Annotated in this window: 20 protein-coding genes and 1 pseudogene; 3 read left to right on the top strand and 18 right to left on the bottom strand. The window is 41.4% G+C overall.

Annotated elements, in window-relative coordinates:
- The first annotated feature begins 4 nt into the window (after window positions 1–4).
- On the top strand, window positions 5–2,257 hold the full coding sequence (locus E0E36_RS06740) for an ATP-binding cassette domain-containing protein (RefSeq protein WP_130855290.1): 2,253 nt from the start codon (window positions 5–7) through the stop codon (window positions 2,255–2,257).
- A 32-nt stretch (window positions 2,258–2,289) separates the two neighbouring features.
- Here E0E36_RS06740 and E0E36_RS06735 read toward each other — a convergent pair whose 3' ends face one another.
- The gene (locus tag E0E36_RS06735; RefSeq protein WP_130855289.1) at window positions 2,290–4,677 is read right to left on the bottom strand and encodes an ABC transporter permease; all 2,388 of its coding nucleotides are present in this window, start codon (window positions 4,675–4,677) and stop codon (window positions 2,290–2,292) included.
- A gap of 391 nt (window positions 4,678–5,068) precedes the next feature.
- Window positions 5,069–5,512: a VOC family protein gene (locus E0E36_RS06730; protein WP_130855288.1), complete on the bottom strand. Its 444-nt coding sequence runs from the start codon at window positions 5,510–5,512 to the stop codon at window positions 5,069–5,071.
- 264 nt (window positions 5,513–5,776) lie between these two features.
- On the opposite strand from E0E36_RS06730, the gene E0E36_RS06725 reads away from it, so the two are divergent.
- Complete coding sequence (locus E0E36_RS06725; RefSeq protein WP_013667591.1) at window positions 5,777–6,133, top strand: DUF4260 domain-containing protein; 357 nt, start codon at window positions 5,777–5,779, stop codon at window positions 6,131–6,133.
- Window positions 6,134–6,166: 33 nt separating this feature from the next.
- On the opposite strand, the gene E0E36_RS06720 is transcribed toward E0E36_RS06725, so the two are convergent.
- The 6 genes and pseudogenes from E0E36_RS06720 to E0E36_RS06695 form a co-directional block, all read right to left on the bottom strand.
- Window positions 6,167–8,551, bottom strand: a complete 2,385-nt coding sequence (locus tag E0E36_RS06720; protein ID WP_242627147.1) for an ABC transporter permease — start codon at window positions 8,549–8,551, stop codon at window positions 6,167–6,169.
- A 150-nt stretch (window positions 8,552–8,701) separates the two neighbouring features.
- Window positions 8,702–9,280, bottom strand: a complete 579-nt coding sequence (locus tag E0E36_RS06715) for a TetR/AcrR family transcriptional regulator (RefSeq protein ID WP_130855287.1) — start codon at window positions 9,278–9,280, stop codon at window positions 8,702–8,704.
- 54 nt (window positions 9,281–9,334) lie between these two features.
- A pseudogene (locus E0E36_RS06710) lies at window positions 9,335–10,084 on the bottom strand (SDR family NAD(P)-dependent oxidoreductase).
- 92 nt (window positions 10,085–10,176) lie between these two features.
- On the bottom strand, window positions 10,177–10,653 hold the full coding sequence (locus E0E36_RS06705) for a nuclear transport factor 2 family protein (protein WP_242627146.1): 477 nt from the start codon (window positions 10,651–10,653) through the stop codon (window positions 10,177–10,179).
- Between the two features lie 70 nt (window positions 10,654–10,723).
- On the bottom strand, window positions 10,724–11,533 hold the full coding sequence (locus E0E36_RS06700; protein WP_130855286.1) for an SDR family oxidoreductase: 810 nt from the start codon (window positions 11,531–11,533) through the stop codon (window positions 10,724–10,726).
- 48 nt (window positions 11,534–11,581) lie between these two features.
- On the bottom strand, window positions 11,582–11,986 hold the full coding sequence (locus E0E36_RS06695) for a GlcG/HbpS family heme-binding protein (RefSeq protein ID WP_130855285.1): 405 nt from the start codon (window positions 11,984–11,986) through the stop codon (window positions 11,582–11,584).
- A gap of 144 nt (window positions 11,987–12,130) precedes the next feature.
- Here E0E36_RS06695 and E0E36_RS06690 point away from each other — a divergent pair, with 144 nt between their 5' ends.
- Window positions 12,131–13,069, top strand: a complete 939-nt coding sequence (locus E0E36_RS06690; protein ID WP_130855284.1) for a helix-turn-helix domain-containing protein — start codon at window positions 12,131–12,133, stop codon at window positions 13,067–13,069.
- 110 nt (window positions 13,070–13,179) lie between these two features.
- On the opposite strand, the gene E0E36_RS06685 is transcribed toward E0E36_RS06690, so the two are convergent.
- From E0E36_RS06685 to E0E36_RS06640, 10 genes are all read right to left on the bottom strand, one after another.
- A complete protein-coding gene (locus E0E36_RS06685) occupies window positions 13,180–13,500 on the bottom strand; it encodes a nucleoside triphosphate pyrophosphohydrolase family protein (RefSeq protein ID WP_130855283.1) in 321 nt (106 codons plus the stop codon).
- A 12-nt stretch (window positions 13,501–13,512) separates the two neighbouring features.
- Window positions 13,513–13,857: a nuclear transport factor 2 family protein gene (locus E0E36_RS06680; protein ID WP_130855282.1), complete on the bottom strand. Its 345-nt coding sequence runs from the start codon at window positions 13,855–13,857 to the stop codon at window positions 13,513–13,515.
- Window positions 13,857–14,504, bottom strand: coding sequence for a DNA-3-methyladenine glycosylase I (locus E0E36_RS06675; protein WP_242627145.1), 648 nt, complete (start codon window positions 14,502–14,504; stop codon window positions 13,857–13,859). Before E0E36_RS06675 ends, E0E36_RS06680 begins: the two co-directional genes overlap by 1 nt.
- Before the next feature lie 89 nt (window positions 14,505–14,593).
- Window positions 14,594–15,013: a nuclear transport factor 2 family protein gene (locus tag E0E36_RS06670; protein WP_130855281.1), complete on the bottom strand. Its 420-nt coding sequence runs from the start codon at window positions 15,011–15,013 to the stop codon at window positions 14,594–14,596.
- Window positions 15,014–16,033, bottom strand: a complete 1,020-nt coding sequence (locus tag E0E36_RS06665) for a saccharopine dehydrogenase family protein (RefSeq protein ID WP_130855280.1) — start codon at window positions 16,031–16,033, stop codon at window positions 15,014–15,016.
- A 114-nt stretch (window positions 16,034–16,147) separates the two neighbouring features.
- Window positions 16,148–16,933, bottom strand: a complete 786-nt coding sequence (locus tag E0E36_RS06660; protein ID WP_130855279.1) for an SDR family oxidoreductase — start codon at window positions 16,931–16,933, stop codon at window positions 16,148–16,150.
- A 63-nt stretch (window positions 16,934–16,996) separates the two neighbouring features.
- Complete coding sequence (locus tag E0E36_RS06655) at window positions 16,997–17,782, bottom strand: SDR family oxidoreductase (RefSeq protein WP_130855278.1); 786 nt, start codon at window positions 17,780–17,782, stop codon at window positions 16,997–16,999.
- Between the two features lie 48 nt (window positions 17,783–17,830).
- Window positions 17,831–18,457, bottom strand: a complete 627-nt coding sequence (locus tag E0E36_RS06650; protein WP_130855277.1) for a hypothetical protein — start codon at window positions 18,455–18,457, stop codon at window positions 17,831–17,833.
- 37 nt (window positions 18,458–18,494) lie between these two features.
- Entirely contained in the window at window positions 18,495–19,073 is a 579-nt protein-coding gene (locus E0E36_RS06645) for a TetR/AcrR family transcriptional regulator (RefSeq protein ID WP_130855276.1), read from the bottom strand.
- Window positions 19,074–19,207: 134 nt separating this feature from the next.
- Complete coding sequence (locus E0E36_RS06640) at window positions 19,208–20,035, bottom strand: alpha/beta fold hydrolase (RefSeq protein ID WP_130855275.1); 828 nt, start codon at window positions 20,033–20,035, stop codon at window positions 19,208–19,210.
- Window positions 20,036–20,165: the final 130 nt, after the last annotated feature.

The raw sequence follows: 20,165 nt of genomic DNA, 5'->3' as shown, positions 1-20,165 counted from the left end.
AAACATGTCTTCTATCAAAATCATCCATGCACGGCAAAATAACCTTAAAAATATTTCACTCGAGATTCCAAAAAAAAGTATCACCGTTTTTACGGGTGTCTCAGGCTCCGGCAAATCATCCTTGGTGTTTGAAACCATTGGTGCAGAGGCACAACGGCAGATCAATGAAACGCAGAGTAGTTTTATCCGAAATCGCTTACAGCACTATGGCGTTGCCGATGTAGATCGGATTGAAAATCTCAATGTTCCGGTCATTATCAATCAAAAAAGATTAGGGGGCAATGCACGTTCTACGGTCGGCACAGCAACCGATGTATATGCTCCTTTACGGCTTCTGTTTTCGCGGATGGGCCAGCCTTTTGTAGGGTATTCTAATGTCTTTTCTTTTAATAACCCCCAGGGCATGTGCCCACAATGTGAGGGATTAGGCTTTGTTCAGACCGTCAACGTATCCGCACTCATCGATAAGGAGAAGTCGTTAAACGAAGGCGCTATTTTATTTCCAACCTTCCAGCCTGGTGGCTGGCGTTGGACCCGCTATGTATATGCCGGTTATTTTGACAACGATAAAAAACTGAAGGACTATACCGAAGACGAGTGGAATAGGTTACTTTATGCTTCGGAGCATAAACCTCCGCACCCCGATAAAAACTGGGGCAAGACGGTAAAGTATGAGGGCGTAATCCCGCGAATTGAACAAGCTTTTTTACGAAAAGATGCCAAGGAATATCATACACGTAAACAGGCCTTAAAGCAGATAATAAGTATACAAACTTGCCCTTCCTGTAAAGGACAACGATTAAATAAGAAGGTACTCTCTTGTAAAATAGGCGGAAAAAATATAGCAGATTGCACCGCATTAGCTATCGATGAGTTATTGCATTTCATTAATAACCTACAATCCGAAGCCTATGCCGTCATTCTTCAGGAAATAACCAAAAAGCTCCAAAACATCTGCGATATTGGTTTGCAATACTTAACGCTGGACCGGCGAACAGACACATTATCCGGTGGCGAGTCGCAGCGGATTAAAATGGTGAAATACCTTGGCAGTAGTTTGGTCGATTTACTTTATATTTTTGATGAACCCAGTATTGGTTTGCATCCAAAGGACGTTCAACATATCGCTTCGATCATCCATCAGATAAAAGACAAAGGAAATACCGTGCTGATCGTAGAACACGATCCGGATCTCATTAAAATAGCCGATCAAGTAGTAGACATGGGGCCGGGATCGGGCAGCAATGGCGGCGAAATCATCTACCAGGGCGGCTTTGCAGGTCTCAAGCAATCGGATGGAAAAACGGGCCGCTATTTCGCACAGCGTCCTTCGTTCAATAAAAATCCACGCAAGGCTAAGGGATATCTGGAAATCAAAAATGCCACCAAAAATAATTTAAAAAACGTTTCCGTGCGCATTCCCGAAGGTGTCTTTACCGTTGTCGCCGGTGTAGCCGGCTCCGGAAAAAGCACCTTAATTCATGGTGTACTACCGGATTTTTATCCCCAAGCCACCATCATTGATCAATCGGCCTTCGTAAGCAATGTCCGATCCAATGTATTAACCTACCTTCATTTATCTGATGCCCTTAGAAAGCTCTTTGCTGACGCCAATCAGGTATCAGAAAAACTATTTAGCAGAAACAGCGAAGGGGCCTGCAAAAACTGCAAAGGCTTGGGAGTAGAAAAGATTGATCTTGCATTTATAGACGACATCGAACAACCATGCGAGGTATGTGGCGGTTCGGGATATGACCCCGAAGTTTTGCAATATACTTACCGCAAGTTGAGCATTGCCGATGTGATGAAGCTGACCATCACCGATGCAATTTCCCTTTTTCCTGAACCCCTGTTTTCAAAAGCTTTTAACTTGTTAATTCAGTTGGGATTGGAATACTTAACGCTTGGTCAACGGTTAGATACTTTTTCAGGTGGAGAAAGACAACGCCTGAAATTAACAAAAGAGCTGAGTGGTTCCGGCAATATCCTTATTTTGGATGAGCCGAGCACAGGCCTCCATCCTAGCGACACCGAAAAATTATTGATTTTTCTGAACCAGCTGGTTGATCAAAACAATACGCTTATTGTAATTGAACATAACCTCGACATCATTGCCAGAGCAGATTGGATTATTGATATTGGGCCCGGGGCCGGAAAATACGGCGGTGAAATTGTATTTGAAGGAACCGTAGAACAGCTATTAAAAAACAAAACCAGTGTTACTGCAAGCTACTTAAATCAGTATTTAAAGACATAGCCTTCGGGGTTTATCAGGACCTATCAGTATATTTATTCCTTTTTTAAGGACTCAACCGGATTCATCCAAGCGGCTTTAACCGTCTGATAGCTTAAGGTTAATATTGTGATACCTACTGCAAATAAACCGACCAGCCCAAACACCCACCAAGGGATCTGGATATGCAGCGCATAATTTTGCAGCCAGTTGTTCATGGCATACCAGGTTATGGGAATTGCCACTACCAAAGCCAGTGCAATCAATCTTACAAATTCAAACGACAATAAGCTTACGATATCAGGTATCGAAGCGCCCAGCACTTTTCGAATACCGATCTCTTTGGTACGTTTATGAATAGTATAGGTAGTTAAACCCAGAACACCCAAACAGGTAATCAGAAGCACCAATACGGAGAAAACACCCACTACCTCGCCAAATCGACGGTCAGATTGATACTGCTGATCCAATAGTTCGTCCATAAAATGATAATTCAGGGCATATTCAGGGTAGACAGCTTTCCATTCTTTCTCAATCGTCAGCAAACTGCTCGCAACATGGTCGGTCTGTAGCTTTACGGTAAAGAAATCACTTCTTGTGCTATACCAATGGATCATTGGTGGCACGGCTTCCTTTAAAGAATGCTGATGAAAATCACGTATTACACCTATAACCGTTCTTTTGGCTCCCCATAAATCGATCAGTCCACCTACCGCGGCTGCCGGACTTTCAAAGCCCAACAATTTTGCCGCCGTTTCGTTAATAATGAGTTTATTTTCATTTAGTGACCCTTTTTCAAAGTTCTTACCTGCTGATAATTTGATATCATTGGTAGGAACAAAGTCTTCGTCTATGCCATAGAGATTGTAGTTATATCGATTTTTGTCGGTAGCACCGTAACGTGTGATTCCCACAGAAGTGCTAACATCATACAGCGCTGTAGGCACCGCATCGGAAAGTGCGACCTTCTCCACTTCGGGCAAGGCGAGCAAGCTATTCTTAAAGGCCAGACCTTTTTGGCTACGTAGCGAATCAGCACCAGTTTTTGGCCCACGGATTACCAATAGTTCCGAGGGGTTTAAACCGATATCCTGGTTTTTTAAAAATTTCAATTGTTGAAAAACGATTAAGGTGGCTGATAGCACCACCATGGCAGCTACAAACTGCCCCACAATAAGCGCTTTACGAAAGAAACTACCCTCTTTATCGGTCGTAAAGACTCGGCCTACCACCTTAATCGGTTTAGTAGCCGCCAATTGAAAAGCCGGATACAGTCCCGAAATAACGCAATTAAACAAAAGTAAAGAGGCGATGCTCAACCAAAAGAATCCAGTACCCGGCAGGTCAACCGGATTATCCCGCCCAATCAGCTGTCTATAAAAAGGTAAGACTGTAACGATCAACAACATCGCAAAACCTATAGCTGCCACATTAATAATCAACGTTTCTAAGAGCAGTTGGCGAATGAGCAGTCCTTTGGAAGAGCCCAACAATTTACGCATACCAATCTCTTTCACCCGATCAGACGCTCTTGCCGTGGTAAGGTTCACATAATTCACCGATCCCACCAACAAGATCAACAGCGCAATAACGGCCAGAAAATTAACCGCTTTAACATCGCCATTCACCTCCGGTTCGAAGAATTTATGCGAATGCAAGTGGATTGATTTAATCGGTTCCGCATTAAAAACGTTTCTGACCCTTTCATTTAACTTGCTCTTCGTCAGCGCATGTAGTTTTGCATTAAAGGCGTTGACATCTATTTTTGGCGGCAATTGTATATATAGATAATTGTTATTTCCTCCCCAATTATCATCGATTGACCAGCCTAATGCATTCAATGAAGAGAAAGAAACCAATACATCCAGCTTAAGGTGTGTGTTTGCCGGTGAGTCCTGAAAAACACCGGTAACCGTATATAGCGTATTTTCTTGCTTAACAGTTTTTCCAATGGGATCTTCCGATCCAAAAATTCGCTTTGCTTCCGTTTCAGATAAGACTAATTGATAGGGTCGATGAAAACTGTCGGCATCTCCTTTAACGAAAGGCACTTCAAATAAAGAAAAAGTAGAAGGATCCGCCGCATAAATATGCTCAATCCGGAAAGCTCGATGCTTATACTGAATCTCATTATTATCCTCCAACATTTGTAACCGGGCAAAATCCAGCACCTCCGGCATTTCCCGTTTTAAAAATGGCCCTAAGGGCGGGAAAGTTTCACAATCGGTATCCACATATTCAGATCCGTTATAATTGTCCAACGTTACGCGGTACAAATCATCTGCTTTTTTAATAAAGTTCTCATAGCTATATTCAAAGCGGACAAAATGAATTAACAATAGAAATACGGCGGTCGATACCGCTAAGCCAAAGACATTGATAAGGGCATAATACCTATCTTTCCACAGTGTACGCCAGGCAGATTTTAAGTAGTTAATAAGCATAATGAACGGATTACTACAGAAACGCACAATTACAAAGCCAAAAGCCAAATTGCCTTCCTGTAGCTCACAAAACCCTATTTAGGCATTTAAATCATGTTCGGATACGAACAACTACTGTGCGGTAATGTACAGTTTGTTTAAGTAGCGCTATGAAAATGCTGAAAAAATAAAACCCCTCCATGTTGTACCGGGCGGTAAGGAGGGGTTTAAAACCTAAACCTATATTCAAATTTACTTATTTTCTTTTTTAGATGCAAGATATCGTCGTAGTAAATTAAATTTCTTATCTAACACCAACATACACTTGTTATTAAATAAGAAAAAACAGAAAGCATCATAAGTGATTCTTCGGTGGCTTACTTTCCGGTCTTTAGAGATGCTTAAGGAGGTCTTATTGGTTTAACCAATCCTTATACGAGATTACCCCCAATTCAGGTTTTCCATCACCATCTAAAATTGAAATAAATTCCAGCTGATTGCCATCCGGATCATTGAAATAGATCGCCAAAGCCGGCATCCAAGCAAACACCATAGGTTGCACACTTCCATCGTTAAGAAAATTGTAAGGCTGAAGCCTTCTGTCTGTTAAAAACTGTTGTGCCCGGTTTAAGATATCTTCCTTCGTACTCCTAAATGCAAAATGCCGTGGCTGAAAGTTTTCTTTGGTTTCCCAAAGCCCCAACATATATTCCTTATCTTGGCCAATCCATAGAAAAACGATTGGCCTTGTTTCATCACGATGTGCAAACTTAAGTCCCAATACTTCTGTATAAAACTTGGTTGCCATTTCTAGATCACGCACCTGTATATGCGTCTCGTAAAGTCCTCTAATCATTATTCAAAACATGTAATTCATTTCTAAACAAGATTTCATTGACTACGAAAATCAAGACACCTTGTGTAGGCGGTCGCAAAAGAAGATTACAACCATTGTAAAGTTAGAAATAAAAGGTAAAAGACAAAAATCAATAGACAACGGATTAGTAGCTTAAACAAGTTTTAATGGAAAAATTGAGCTTTCGACAGTTTTGATTTATGCACAGTATTAAGTAAGTTTACTCGACACATTGGGTAGTTCCTAAACAAGATAAAAACCTTGATGAATACGCTATTAAAACTGGAAGAACTAGGACAGCTTTTACTTTCCATACTCCTATTCAGCCAACTGGACTATAGCTGGTGGGTTTTCCCTGCCTGTTTGCTCTTACCGGACCTTTCTATGCTTGGTTATGTGATCAACCCACGGGTAGGTGCCGCACTTTATAACTTTTTTCATCATAAATTACTAGCCATTGTCGTTTTAATTTTGGCATATTGGTTGGATAGTCAGATGCTCGGCTTATCCGGCATCATTTTATTTGGACATTCGGCCATGGATCGGGCGCTTGGCTATGGATTAAAGTTTAATGACGATTTTAAACATACTCACTTAGGCTGGATCGGAAAGAAAAACTGAAACTGACACGCCATATAGCGCTGCAAACAAAATCTATTCACTCCTCAGCGATTTTACCGGATTTGCCAAGGCTGCCTTTATCGTTTGAAAACTCACGGTAGCCAGGGTAAGAACCACCGCCCCAACCGCAGTTAAAACAAAGACCCATATGGAAATATTCGTACGATAATCATAATCGGCCAACCAATTTTCCATCATATACCACGAAATAGGAATCGCCAAACAAAAGGAAATGACGACCAACAGCAAAAAGTTCGTTGATAGTAAAATCCAGAGATTGAACACCGTCGCTCCCAGCACCTTCCGTACGCCAATCTCCTTGGTCCGTTGTTCGGCCATGAACGCTGCTAAACCGAAAATGCCCAAGCAACTGATAAAAATAGCAAAGCCGGCAAATAAAGAAGCCAGGCTCCCTATTTTCTGCTCAAAGGAAAACTTATCTGCATAGTCTGTATCCACAAAACTATAGGCAAATGGCGATGCCGGATCATATTTTTTTAGTACGACCTCAATTGCTTTGAGCGCCTTCGCAGTGCTTACGTTAGGTTTGATCTTAATCGTTATCGCTTCCAGGTTATTGTAACTCAGCATAAATACGTTGGGGTATACTTCCTCAAAAGGCGATTCCATTAACACATTCTTAATCACACCAATTACCTTATAGGGCACATCCTCGAATTTTATCGTCTCTCCCACCGGATGCTGTAAAGCCATATACCGCACCGCAGCTTCGTTCAGAATAACCGCATTGCTATCGGTCGGAAAATCCCTTGAAAAACCCCGTCCCTCCTTAAATTCCCATGCTACCGTATTTCCAAAATCATGCGTCACGTAAGAGACGCCAAAACTTTGATTGATATGAGGCTGTTTCCCCGGCCAATCAAAGCCATCAAAATGGTTATTGATGCCGGTGGCAGTATTAGAGGCCGCAGCCATGTTCTCTACATACCCCGAATTCAGCAGCTCGTTCCGCAAAACATTATAAACACCTGGCAACCTTAAATCCGGTGTATTTATTTCCACACTGATCAAGCCGTCTTGATTATAACCCAACGGTCGGTTTTTGACATAGTTTATCTGCTGATAAATGATTACCGTTCCGATAATCAGCGAAAGCGAAACCGTAAACTGAAAAACAACTAGCGAGCGCCTCGATATCTCCGCAAAGCGTCCCACCTTCATCACGCCTTTTAACACCCCCACCGGTTTAAATGAAGACAGGTATAGCGCCGGATAACTTCCGGATAACAGCCCGGCCAACAGTGCAAACAGAAAAATGGCCAACCAAAATAGCGGAGCCTGCAATGGAAAAACAATCTCCTTATTAGCTAGGTTATTGAACCAAGGCAAGGCTAGCCAAACCAATACGATGGCTACAAGAGCCGAAAAAAATGCAATCAGTACAGATTCGCTTAAAAACTGAATAATCAAATACGCTTTCGAAGATCCAACTGTCTTTCGAATCCCCACCTCGGTTGCCCGCTTCTGAGATCGCGCAGTACTGAGGTTCATGAAATTAATACAGGCCAATAGACATACAAAAACGCCGATTAATCCAAACATCCACACAAACTGGATATTACCGCCCACATTTTTGCCATTTTTGAACTCATTGTACAGATGCCATTCAGAAGCAGGTTGAAGGATAATCTCGGGATGATCATCCCGATTAGGCTTACCCAGCAGCAGGTTCTTTACTTTATTAGTTACCTTTTTTAAATCAGCACGCTTCGCTATTTTAGCTAGAATATAAAAGGAATTATTATTCCATTGGTTATAAGCCCTTTTAACCCATGGTCTCGTCGCAAGCAAATGACTCCAGGGAAGAATAAAGTCCCGTTTATTAAAATCGGTATTGGGTGCAAAGTTCCGGTAAACACCAATAACTTTTGCAGACGATTCATTGTTTATTTTAATAGTCTGATTTATTGGATCCTCTTGGTTAAAAAGAACCGCCGCAAGGCGTTCACTGATTAAGATGGTGGATGGGTCGGTGAAATCACCAAGAGATCCCCTTGTTAAGTTCAGAGATAAAATAGCAGGGAATGCAGGTTCAGCATAAAAACCCTGGCTAATGGCTTTCTCCTCCCCATTCTCTTTTGTCAGCGTTGCTCGCCCATTACGATACAAGGCGATTCCCTCAAAATCCTGCGCAAACTTATCTTTGAGTTCTTCGGCTGTCGGAATGGATATCGTATTAAAGGTATTGATATGAAGGCCGTCGGAAGAATGGTGTAATACCTTGACAATACGCTCATTATCTTTGAAGCGCTTGTTAAATGACACCTCATCCCAAATCCATAAAGCAATCAAGATACTAATGGTCATACCGAATGCCAGACCAAAAATATTGATCATGGCATGTACCTTGTTTCTAACCAGATTTCGCCAAGCTACCTTGAGATAATTTTTTAACATCGTATGCAGATTATCGGGTGTAACCATCACCTTCAATAAAGCTGCCAAATTACTTATTTGTTGATAAAAGACATCCAGCGGCCCCTTTCCCCGCTAATCAATGTGCGATTACGAACACCTAGGTGTACGCTTGCGAACAGATATACATGGTTAATCCAACACCGACAAGGCCGTTTCGATGACGCCTTCGAAAAATGAACGATCGCTCCGAACTTTGGAATACACGCGCAACCCCGTGATGGTGTTACATAAAAAATGCGCAAGTACCTTTGGATCTTTGGAAGCGTTGATCTGCCTGTCAGCCTGTCCTTTTTTAATCGCTTTGATCAGTGCCTCTTCAATTAGCCGTTCATCCTCGCGCAGCACCTTCCTGATCAATTCATCATGGGTAGCAAGCTCTACCTCCGTATTCACCTTAAAACATCCTTTAGGGCATGCACTGTCTAGCCTATCCACAACACCGATACGCAAGAGTGCCTTAATTCCCTCTTTAACGGAGGATGCATCGTTCAGGGCGGCTTCAATACGTGCGGTGGCTTCCTCCTGATATCGCTCAAGCGCTTTTACAAACAGCTTATGTTTGTCGCCGAAGGCATGGTAAATACTTGACCGCCCGATGCCGAGGCCTTCTATTAAATCATACAGGGAAGTCGCATGATAACCTTTCTCCCAAAAAATAGAAATCGCTTTCTTTAATATCTCGTTCTCATCAAAGTCTTTTGTTCTCATAAAAAATAGCCTTACCCAACAGAGGCAAAGCTATTGATTTTAATAGAAAAAACATTACCGCAAGCCACCACTCGCCAGGATAAGCTCTCCGGTTAACCATTTTGAATCGTCAGATGCCAAAAACGCCGCCACGGCCGCAATGTCATCAGGCTCACCAATACGACGCAGCGGTGTCTCATTCGCCATGGCCTCTGCAAATTCGCTTCCCACAAAACCGGCAGCGCGTGAACCTTCCGTAGCCACCACCCCTGGATTGATCGAGTTTACGCGGATATTTCGAGGGCCCAATTCTTTTGACAACACACGAGTAATTCAATCAACGGCACTTTTAGTCGCCGTATACACGGCACTGCCGGCAGGTGTAGCGCTCGATACGACCGAACCAATATTGATGATGCTCCCTCCTTTTTCTCCAAAACTATTCACGGCAATTTTCGATGCTAAAATTAGTCCCAATACATTGATATTAAACTGACGGTGAAAACTTTCTTCTGTAAACGCTTCAATGGGAGCCCACTCATAGATCCCTGCATTGTTTACCAACACATCCAAGCTGCCGTACCGGCTAAGCGCTTCCGCAAAGAGACGATCCACATCCGCGGCCTTGGATACATCCGCTTGAATGGCAATCGCTTTACCTCCATTGCTTACAATTTCGGCAACTACTTTTTCTGCATCCGCTTGCGCAGCACCATAGTTAACCACCACCGCAGCACCTTCTGTTGCCAACTTTTTGGCAATAGCGGCGCCGATCCCTTTTGAAGCGCCTGTAACCAGCGCAACCTTATTTTCTAATTTTTTCATATATTGAACCATTTGGTCCACAAAGATAACACCTAATTAGACTAATTGGTCTAATTAGGTGTTATATGAAGAAGTCATGACAATTGAGGTTTTTATTCTTCAACAGGTATCCGCTCCATGATATCACTAAATTCAATCCCGTCAAGAAAAGCAACTACTTCGGTTATTTTGCCATCTTTCACCTTCATATACCATGAATACGAGCTACGATAAGGTTTTCCGTCCAGCGCCGTAGCTTCGCCATCCCAAAGCGCAATTACCATATCACCGTCAACAAAAATATTACGTACCGTTGGTTTGATTTTTACCTTCAATTTTTTGTTGAGCGGAATAATCACCTGATCCAAAAATTCCTTTTTGGAGTTATAGACCCTTGAGTAAGGTGTAGACCCCGTTATTTCCCAATGCAAATCGTCCGTCAATAAATCGAAAAAATTACCCGTCCCCTCCTGCCAGTCGTGAAAAGCGTTTGTAATAATTTCTTTATTGGCCAATTCCGCTTCGCTGTAATTTTGAGCTGACGCTATCGAAAATGAAATCATAAAAAGAGAAATTAATAATAGTTTCATTAGGATTATACTTTTAGTTAGTTGATCGAAACAAGCCTCAACGTTGGTTAAGGCTTATTTTCCTTTAAAATCAAATGCGATTCTCCCAAGCTTTCAATTGATGATCTTTGAGCATATCTTCAATCACTTTAGGAACTACATTTCTGAATTTCCCTTCATCAGCCGGCACGATTTCAATCATGCGATCTATCATTTCTTTCGGATCCATTTTTCCTTCCGGTGTAGCAAAGAAATCATCAAAACCTTTGCGAAGGTCTGCTCTTTTCGTAAAGTTGACTTCATCATCCAACCAACGGAACGGATTATCAGCCATGGTTTCGTTATATCCCGTATAATAAGCACCCGGGTTAATGGTCTGTACCTTGATACCATACCCTGCAAGCTCTTGCTGCAAGGCTTCTGCCAAAGATTCCAGCGCGTGTTTGGTAGAAACATAGGTGCCCCAGTTAGCAGGTGTAAACAAACCTCCCATCGACGAGGTGAATACCACTTTTCCTTTTTTGCCGTCTCGCACCCATCGCTGCACCACCCCTTGCGTAAGAATCAGCGGGAGAAAAACATTCACTTCAAAGTTTTTCCGTACCAGGTCTACCGGAATCTCCCAAACGGGCCCCGCCTCCCCCATTCCGGCATTGTTCCAAAGAATATCAAAGTCCCATTTTAAGGCTTGTTTGATATCATACTGATCGGTAAGGTCCAAGCGTTCCACGCGGATTTTATCAGACAAACCTAAGGCAGCAACTTCTTCGCGAAGCGGGGTTACTTGTGATGATACGTGTACCGTTGCAATGATGTTGTGTCCGTTTTTAGCCATTCCTAATGCAGCTCCTTTTCCGAATCCTGAACCTGCTCCTGTAATTAAAATTGTTTTAGTTTCCATTTTTTTATCGTTTTAAAATTGGTAATGAAATGTTTATTAGTGTTCTAATTAATTTTGGTTAAAAATTTCCGCTCCCGCGGTTGCAATCTGTAAGTCTTCCGAAACGGCACCGCCTGATACACCGATGTAGCCGATGATACGTTTATCCTTCAGAATTGGAAGTCCGCCGGCAAATCCCACCAGACCATTGTTGGTGTTTACCATGCCGTAGGTTCCTGCTTCAGGTTTTAGGTATTCGCCAACGTTTTCGCTACTGGTTCTAAAAAGGCTGGCCGTTTTCGCTTTCTTGATGGCGATGTCCATGGATCCTAAGAAGGCGTCATCCATCCTTTCAAAAGTCTTAAGATGTCCGGCCGTATCCAGTATCGCAATATTTACATTTACATTGAGTTGTATAGCCTTTGCCCTAGCTTGCTGCACAACCTGTCTTGATTCATTGAGATTGATTTCCATACTATTGCTTTTTAGTTGTTATGTTTTTATTTCGTTTTGTTAAGACAAAGTTGCAGCGGATAGGGAAGGATTCTTATAGGAAAAAAAAGCCGGATTTTATGAAAATCAAACCTGACCAAAAATTTTAAGATTTTTGATAACTTTATGGAACGAAAACTAACCACGTCTATGAAAATGAGCATGGACCACAAAGCAATAGATCGGCTTCGTGATTTCCCGGAACTTACACCTATATACCGGGAAGCCCACGACCGTCCCCCCATCAAAGTGTTCAATCGTGAGATTGAAGACTGCCGTAATTACCTCTCCGCTAATCGACGAGACTTCTATAAAATTCTGATGATCGCCGGCGGAAAAGGAGTTTTCACCTTAGGGCTCAACAAGTATTTAATCGATACGCCGACTCTACTTTTTATTCATCCCAATGACATTATCTCATGGCAGAAGACTTCAGGAGAATCGGCCGGATATTACCTGCTTTTCAAAAGGGATTTTATCAATCACCACCCCATGTTGAAAGCAACATTAGAGCGACTGAACTTATTTAAAGACAAGTCAAAATCAGTCATCCGGATAGAAGACAGAGACCTTCCCGGCTTTAACCGTCTTTGGGAAAGCATGTATCAAGAGCAAGGTAATGAATTGGGATATGATGCTATTCAGGCCTATATACAACTACTGATGATTGAAAGTGCCCGAAAATCCAATTACCTTGTTCCGCAACGAACAGATGAAGAGTACGACCATATTCATCGCTTTTTTGGTTTACTGGAAGAAGAAGTCTCTCAAATCAACTATGAAAACCCTATCCGGCTCCGAACTGCACAGGAATTTGCGTTCTCCCTCAATCTGCATCCCAATTATTTAAACCGGATTCTTAAAAAACGAACCGGGCAGAATGTAAGTACGCATATTAAGGGAAGACTTTTGGATGAATGCAAAGCGCTTTTAATACAAACTACCTGGACCTTGGATCAAATTAGCTACGCGGTGGGTTTTTCTGATCAACCTAATTTTAATTTTTTCTTCAAAAGGAACACGGGATGTACCCCCAACGCATTTAGGAGAGGTGTGTCGCAATGATATTGCTTTATATATCGGTTAATTTTGGAATTACTCAATGTACTGCTAAAAATTACTCAGTACATTGAGTAATTTTTATAAACATGCACGAAAGACTTATTTACAAATATTTACCCCAATGCAGCATCTGTTTTCGTTAAAAAGTTATTAATTGCATCTTTGATATCGATACCAGATCTTTCAGCCAAAACAATAAGCCACCAGATATTTTCACCTAGCTTATGTTCTAATTCATCTTTTGAACCTGCTTTCGGCCAGCGTTGCTGCTCAGACATGATATTACGCCCTACTAATCCTGCATCGGTAAGATACGCCAAGGCATCTTCTTCCACCGTCCATTTGCTGCCGTGATGTTGCAGTTCCAGTTCGTGGTATTCCTGTCTAATTTTCATAGAGCGACGAATGATCTCGTCAAAATCTTCTTTATTCATTGTTATATTATTTTAGTGAATCAAATCCGCTTTAGCTAAAGCTATTTTGCCATTCTTGAAATTGAAATCAAACGTTCCCCCAATTTTACCTTCGGGGAAATCGCCTGTAAATTCAACTTCCAGATGGGCATTTTCTTCGTCGGTTATCCTTAGCCCTACTTGTTTGGTATGCGTGTTGTAGCCGATAAAGTAATGGTAGAAATACTCTTTAATGCCCTCATGACCATTGAACGTCTTGCCTACTGATGGATCATCTAAGATCGCTTCGGGCAAATAAAATTCAAGGTATTTTTCTATGTCGAATGCGTTGCTGGCAGCAATCCATTGATCGATCAAAGTTTGTATCTTGATATTCATTATTTTTTTAACCACATGGGTTTGGTTTTTAGAATTGTTTTATGGACAGAACAGGTTTCAGCGTGTGCCCCCGGTAGATAGCCGATGCTCATCAAAAACTCATTTACGATTTCGCCACCAGTAAAACGGAAGGTTTTCTTAAACAACTTTACCCACTCCTCTTTGGTTTTCGGATGATGATGTTCCAGCCATTTTTCAAAACTGCCATATTCTTTTTGCAAGGCTAAAATAGTTTTGGCATTTTCGATGGCTGCATTTACCTTCAGTTTGCTGCGGATGATACCGGCATCTGCCAACAGCCTTTCCCGATCTGCTTCTGTGTAGTTGGCAATCGTTTCAATATTAAAATCGTTGTATGCTTTTCGGAAGCCTTCTTCTTTTTTCAAAATGGTTTCCCAACTCAGTCCCGCCTGATTGATTTCCATAATCAGGCGTCCGAAAAGCTCATTATCATCATGAATAGGAAAACCATAATAGTTGTCATGATAGTTTTGATGAAGGCTACGGCTAGGCTCTTTCATCATGGGTATATAATCGCAATAACTCATTTTATTTATACTTTTAATTGATGTACAAAAATGAAACAAATTATCAATATAAGGTTCGCCAAAACGGAGCGATCTGTTGTCGTTTTGACGAATCTTCATTGTTAAAGTTCACAGGCAAGTTTTTATTTTCCATTGTTTTCGATCGTGCTTAGATCTATCGTGTTTGGTTTAGCGTGATGGGAAAGATCTCACGCCAATGTAATAATAAGCTCACGAATCAAGAAATACCATTTCCCATCCATTCTTTTGAATAGGTCGTGATAACGTCCGATAGCTATCGGTTGCAATGAAAAATCACGATCTGCATCCTGCTGAAAAATAGTGAGGTATGAAACTGCTATCGCCTCGTCGTTATCTTCCAGAATATCTAAAAGACTATTGGTGGTCACATGTGCCGTTCTCGGTGTACCATCAGCATATACCTGAAGGTTCTTCTCCAAATGCTTTGAAACGTCATCTTTTCCTTCCATGGTGCCGCCGGGGGTAATTATTTTCCCGTTGGCAAAGAGTTCACCCACTTTATCAAATTTAGCCTGATCCACGTAGTGTGTATATTGGGCGATTAAATTCAAAATTTGTTGTTCGCTACTCATTTTTTGATTTTTCATTTATAGAAATGTTTGTGTTGGTTGCCTAATATCAATTAGATGGGTATCAGGAATATCTTTTATGATCTCTTCTCCGTAAGCAGATCCGGGCGATTGATAACCGATCTTAAAATCATTATTTAAGATGCGGTGTGCCACCGCTACTACCGAAAGCGGAGTAAGGTCATAGCCCGATGGTGCATCTACATACGCTTTTACAACGGTACCGTCTTTGCCCGTAATCTCGGCTGCTATCCCATTTCGCCCCGCCGCACGTTCCTCCTTTGTTGGCCCGTCCGGCAGATTTTCGTTTGTTAAATCAGACAGCTCTGTGGCCGGCAGTTTCAAAGAGAAAAATTCTTCGATATTGGGAATACCCGTAGCTTTATAGCTCAAAATAATTCCCCCCAATGGCGTTGGCATACATTCCACCGCTTCTTCCCCGAATGAAAACACTTTAGACCTTGGGTGTGGGTTATTAAGGATTTCTCCATTTTTACGGATTAATATGCCCAAATCGGCAATGTTCTTACTACTTAAAACCGAGCCTCTGGAGAATCCACCATAATGACGGAACCCTACCTTCAAATATTCGGGTTTGACCACTAACTTTGACAGGTGCACCACCAATGCATCATAACTGACAAATAGCCCTGCACCCGATATCAACTGAATGCCTGCTACCCTTGCTTTATCATCCAAAGATTCTGCCAGTCGGTAGGTGTCTAGTTCTGCACTTATATCAAGATAATGGACGCCAGCGTCAAGGCAGGCATTCATAGCTAGCTCCGCTGTAAGTAGAAAAGGGCCAGCCGCATTTATGAGTACTTGTTTGTCCGTCAATGCCCTTTCCCAAGCTTTAGAGTCGTCTACCGTAAAAATATGGTAGGGTATATTTAACTCCCGTGCCATCGCTTTGATCTTATCTTCCGATCTTCCAGCTATCTCAAAATCTAAGTTTAGTGCTTTTGCTCTGGCAGTAATAATTTTACCAGTATATCCCGTGGCTCCGTAAATCAGCAATTTGCGTTTATTGTTCATTTCTATTTAAAACCTTAATTTCAACATTAGATGTTATTTATGATCTATTTGTTTTTTGGTGGAAGCGCAACCGAGGCAATATTTTTCGCAGCCCAGGTGAACCCATCAGTTATCTTAAAATGACGGATTTGCTCCTCCGTCAATAATATAGTTTACACCAGTAATATAGGAGGCTCTCGGGGATACAAGAAACCCAACCAGCTCTGCTATTTCTTCAGGAAGGGCCATTCTGCCCATCGGTACACCACCTAGAGAGGTCATCAAATCCTGTGTAACTTCTTCAACACTGCGTCCTGAGGTATCAGATAATGATTGTAAATAAGCACCCATTGTGTCGGTTTTTACCATCCCCGGAGAAACCGCAGCAACGCGTATGCCCCTAGGGGTAAATTCTTTTGACAGGCTTTTGCTATAGTTATTTAAGGCAGCTTTTGCAACGGCATACGCTCCAAGCGATTCATATAAGGGTAAAATACCACTTAGTGATGAAATATGGATAATAACACCCCCTTTCTGTTCTACCATTTGGGGTAAAATTGCCCTGTCAATCCGAATAGAAGATTGCAAATTTAATTGCAGATCATTTTCCCAATGTTCATCAGTAAGAGCAGCAAATCCTCCCGACGGACTGGTAGATCCACCCATGTTATTGACCAAAATATCGATGGTTCCAAATTTTTTGTTGATTTCCCGCACTACTTTATCGGTTTCACTAGGAATAGTCAAATCTGTTGGGATAAAATAAGACTTCAAATTTTCGTCGCCTGGATGATTTCTGGCAGTCACTACCACCGTGGCACCCGCTTCAAGCAATCTGTCGGCAATTGCTCTTCCGATACCTTTAGTACCACCCGTTACTAACGCTAATTTCCCGGTTAGTTCTTTTGCAAATTTTTCCATTATTGATTGTTGTATTGAAACATCTGTTTCGTTTTATTTTTTACTTTTTTTTAAACTAGAGACCTAAAAAGTAGTAGGAATAGTTCCGCCATCAATCACATAGTTGGTTCCAGTGATGTAAGAGGCTTTTGGCGAAACCAGAAAGCCCACCAGATGTGCTATTTCTTCGGGTTGGGCCAGTCTGTTCATGGGTACACCGCCCAAACTGTTCATTACCAACTGCGCAGTTTCGTCCAAATTTTTTCCAATGGAGGTACCATAGCTATTCAGAAAAGTTTCCATGGCCGTGGTTTTTACCATACCAGGTGAAACGGTTATCACCCGGACACCTTTGGGGGCAACTTCATTAGCTAATGCCTTGCTATAATTATTAAGAGCTGCTTTGGTAACACCGTAAGAAAAATTAGAAGCATAAAGCGGTAACTTACCATTGAGGGAGGAAATATGGATAACCACACCGGTGTTACGTTCAATCATTAATGGAACAAGTGCTTTGTCTAACTTAATTGCTGCCAATAAATTCAATTGCAGGTCATTTTCCCAGTCGGCATCAGACAAAACGCTAAAGCCACCTGCCGGCGCAGAGGTACCACCTACATTATTAATTAAAATATCCAGTCCGCGGTATTCTGCTATAATTTCTTTCGCCAACTGCTCATTGTCTTCGGGCTTAGTAAGGTCTGCTGCTATAAATGCGTGTCTGAGGTTTCCATCAGGTTTGCTTCTTGCTGTAATAATCACGGTAGCACCAAGTTGAGCAAGTTCATCTACGATGGCTTTTCCGATACCTTTAGTACCACCCGTTACTAAGGCAATTTTACCCGATAATTCTTTCGTTGATTTTTCCATAAATAATTATTATTACTGAAACATTTGTTCCAGATATGATTAAAAAAATTAGTTTTGCTTTGTTACACAATCACGCAGGATGGTTTGCAGATGTGTCTGACTTTGCCCTACTTCAAAATTTGTTAAATGGATCTCCTGGTGCATACCTGATTTTCTAAAACCATTGTCCGCCGCAAATTGTTGCAAAACAGGTAGTGTCTCTAATTCTCCTGCAAAAGGCCCCATATGGAGAAGCTGTACGCAGGTTCCTGCTGTATAGCTGAAATATTGAAAGTCATTCGCGAATGAAATATCAGGTCTTTCTTTGGCAACCTTTTTAATTTCCTTATCGGTAATAAAATCCGGAATGCGTATTGCAATTCGGTAGTATAGTAATTCAAGATCAACTGTTGTATAGAAATGGCCGATATCTACGTATCCAACCTCTTCCTCATTAAACCAGTAAAATATTTCCACAATATTACTTGTAAATGCACTGCTTGTCCTTACATACTTGTCTTCCAGTGCTGCTGCAAATGCCGCGATTGCTTTTTTCTTTTCATAGAAAACAACAGTACCTGGGCTTCCTTTTCCAAGAATAGAAATATAGGCTGCTCTATCTATCTCCACAATTTCGGGTTGCTCCCTTGCCGTATAATAGGTTTTATACTCCTGATGTATATTTAGTTTATTCATAATTATAGAACATTTGTTCCAAAAAAAAGTAAAAAAATTATTGATTTATTTGCCTTATCAAGAAGGCAGCCATTTTCTTGATCCGTGTTTTGTCTCGGTGAATAATGAAAGATTCATGCCAGCCAGAAAAATGGTTGATGATGTAGTCTGTCAGCATTTCCGCATCCTGGCTCACCTTGATTTCCTTTGCTTCAATCGCTTTCTCAACCAGATTTATCAAAAGATTATAGGTAAATTCGTTATCAGCCTTTATAATTTTCTGCACCTGCTCATCAGTAGTAGCCACTTCAAAAGTTGTTTTGATAGCCAAACAACTATTAGGTTCATTTGTAATGGCATAAACAGACGAAAGAATAAATTTTTCTATCGCTTTTAAAGGAGACTTGATAGGCTGCAATTGTTTTCTGGCGGCAGCCATTCTCGACTCGGTATAGTACTTAATGGATTTTAAAAAAAGTTGATGTTTATCGCCGATCGTATTGTAAAGACTGCTGCTGCTGATACCCATCGCTTCGGTCAAATCGCGCATAGTGGTTCCATTATAACCCTTTTTCCAGAAAACATCCATTGCTCTGGAAATTGCCAATTGTTCATCAAATTCTACGCTTCTTGCCATAAATTATTGCAAAGATAATAAGATATTTAGAACATACGTTCCAGAATTATCCGCTTAAGGTCATTTTCTTGACTGGTACCCGCGAATTCCTTTTCGGTAGGCCTATCGTTATTTTCTTTTTTGTGCTCTTCGCATTAATCTTTTGCTATAGTGTTAAGGATAGCAGTCAGTTCGGTCGGTTTCGAAATAAAGGGGCTATGTCCTGTGTTAATGGTAAAAGTTTTGGTAATGCTCGCATCAGTTGCCATTTGTTGCTGAAAAGGATAGCTGATGGCATTGTCTTCAATAGTAAATACATAGTATTTTTTTTCAATAGCAGTGTAACTTTCAGCAGTGTAGTTTAGCGATGTAGCTAGCGGAATAACAGGTTCGGCTCTGTAATGGTCTAGCACAAACTGCTTTTGCTCGTCAGTTCCGTCCTGGATAAATACAGTTGGGAAATTTACTTCCGGGTTAACTAAGCCTGCCAATGTTTGATCTGCATTAAACGTCAATACCGGTCCCAAAATTGAGCCTGCATCTAAAGCATAATCCAGCACACTTTTTCCGGTCTGCGGAATGAAGCCGGCAACGTACACCAGCTTGGCTATTTTACCGGGTATCTCAGATGTCGTTTGCGTGATAATTGCACCACCTAAACTATGCCCCACCAAGATTACCGGTTCATTAAATGAATTAATGACAGCTTTTACCTGATCGATATATCCAGCGAAACTAAGTTCGTTAACCGGTGTATTATCTTCGCCATCTCCTTTGAGGTTGATCACTGTCATTTGAAATCCGTCGGACAGCAAGTTCGCTTGCACCTGCTCCCATGCGTAAGATGTCTGCCATGCACCGTGTACCAATACAACGGGAGATTTCTGTTCATGCTGACCTGCATCATCGTCCTTTGAGCAGGATGCCAAAATCATCATGCCTACTACCACTACCAAACTTGATATTGAAAAAAGCCTGATCACATTTCTTGTCTTGTTTTTAAACTGTATTCATTTTTCTATATTTTTTATTGCGGAACAAAATTCCGCTGATTTAATTTATCAGATTTTTACTTAAGTTAATTTTAGGAAAGTTTTTTGCCTTATTATCCGT

Source organism: Olivibacter jilunii, assembly GCF_900607235.1.
GTDB lineage: Bacteria > Bacteroidota > Bacteroidia > Sphingobacteriales > Sphingobacteriaceae > Olivibacter > Olivibacter oleidegradans.
Note: the sequence above shows the minus strand (reverse complement) of the source record. Positions and strands in the feature narration are given on the sequence as shown.

Excerpts from the sequence above, each read along its gene's own strand:
- E0E36_RS06740 (WP_130855290.1), top strand. The coding sequence starts at position 5 with ATGTCTTCTATCAAAATCATCCATGCACGGCAAAATAACCTTAAAAAT.
- E0E36_RS06735 (WP_130855289.1), bottom strand. The coding sequence starts at position 4,677 with ATGCTTATTAACTACTTAAAATCTGCCTGGCGTACACTGTGGAAAGAT.
- E0E36_RS06730 (WP_130855288.1), bottom strand. The coding sequence starts at position 5,512 with ATGATTAGAGGACTTTACGAGACGCATATACAGGTGCGTGATCTAGAA.
- E0E36_RS06725 (WP_013667591.1), top strand. The coding sequence starts at position 5,777 with ATGAATACGCTATTAAAACTGGAAGAACTAGGACAGCTTTTACTTTCC.
- E0E36_RS06720 (WP_242627147.1), bottom strand. The coding sequence starts at position 8,551 with ATGTTAAAAAATTATCTCAAGGTAGCTTGGCGAAATCTGGTTAGAAAC.
- E0E36_RS06715 (WP_130855287.1), bottom strand. The coding sequence starts at position 9,280 with ATGAGAACAAAAGACTTTGATGAGAACGAGATATTAAAGAAAGCGATT.
- E0E36_RS06705 (WP_242627146.1), bottom strand. The coding sequence starts at position 10,653 with ATGAAACTATTATTAATTTCTCTTTTTATGATTTCATTTTCGATAGCG.
- E0E36_RS06700 (WP_130855286.1), bottom strand. The coding sequence starts at position 11,533 with ATGGAAACTAAAACAATTTTAATTACAGGAGCAGGTTCAGGATTCGGA.
- E0E36_RS06695 (WP_130855285.1), bottom strand. The coding sequence starts at position 11,986 with ATGGAAATCAATCTCAATGAATCAAGACAGGTTGTGCAGCAAGCTAGG.
- E0E36_RS06690 (WP_130855284.1), top strand. The coding sequence starts at position 12,131 with ATGGAACGAAAACTAACCACGTCTATGAAAATGAGCATGGACCACAAA.
- E0E36_RS06685 (WP_130855283.1), bottom strand. The coding sequence starts at position 13,500 with ATGAATAAAGAAGATTTTGACGAGATCATTCGTCGCTCTATGAAAATT.
- E0E36_RS06680 (WP_130855282.1), bottom strand. The coding sequence starts at position 13,857 with ATGAATATCAAGATACAAACTTTGATCGATCAATGGATTGCTGCCAGC.
- E0E36_RS06675 (WP_242627145.1), bottom strand. The coding sequence starts at position 14,504 with ATGAAGATTCGTCAAAACGACAACAGATCGCTCCGTTTTGGCGAACCT.
- E0E36_RS06670 (WP_130855281.1), bottom strand. The coding sequence starts at position 15,013 with ATGAAAAATCAAAAAATGAGTAGCGAACAACAAATTTTGAATTTAATC.
- E0E36_RS06665 (WP_130855280.1), bottom strand. The coding sequence starts at position 16,033 with ATGAACAATAAACGCAAATTGCTGATTTACGGAGCCACGGGATATACT.
- E0E36_RS06660 (WP_130855279.1), bottom strand. The coding sequence starts at position 16,933 with ATGGAAAAATTTGCAAAAGAACTAACCGGGAAATTAGCGTTAGTAACG.
- E0E36_RS06655 (WP_130855278.1), bottom strand. The coding sequence starts at position 17,782 with ATGGAAAAATCAACGAAAGAATTATCGGGTAAAATTGCCTTAGTAACG.
- E0E36_RS06650 (WP_130855277.1), bottom strand. The coding sequence starts at position 18,457 with ATGAATAAACTAAATATACATCAGGAGTATAAAACCTATTATACGGCA.
- E0E36_RS06645 (WP_130855276.1), bottom strand. The coding sequence starts at position 19,073 with ATGGCAAGAAGCGTAGAATTTGATGAACAATTGGCAATTTCCAGAGCA.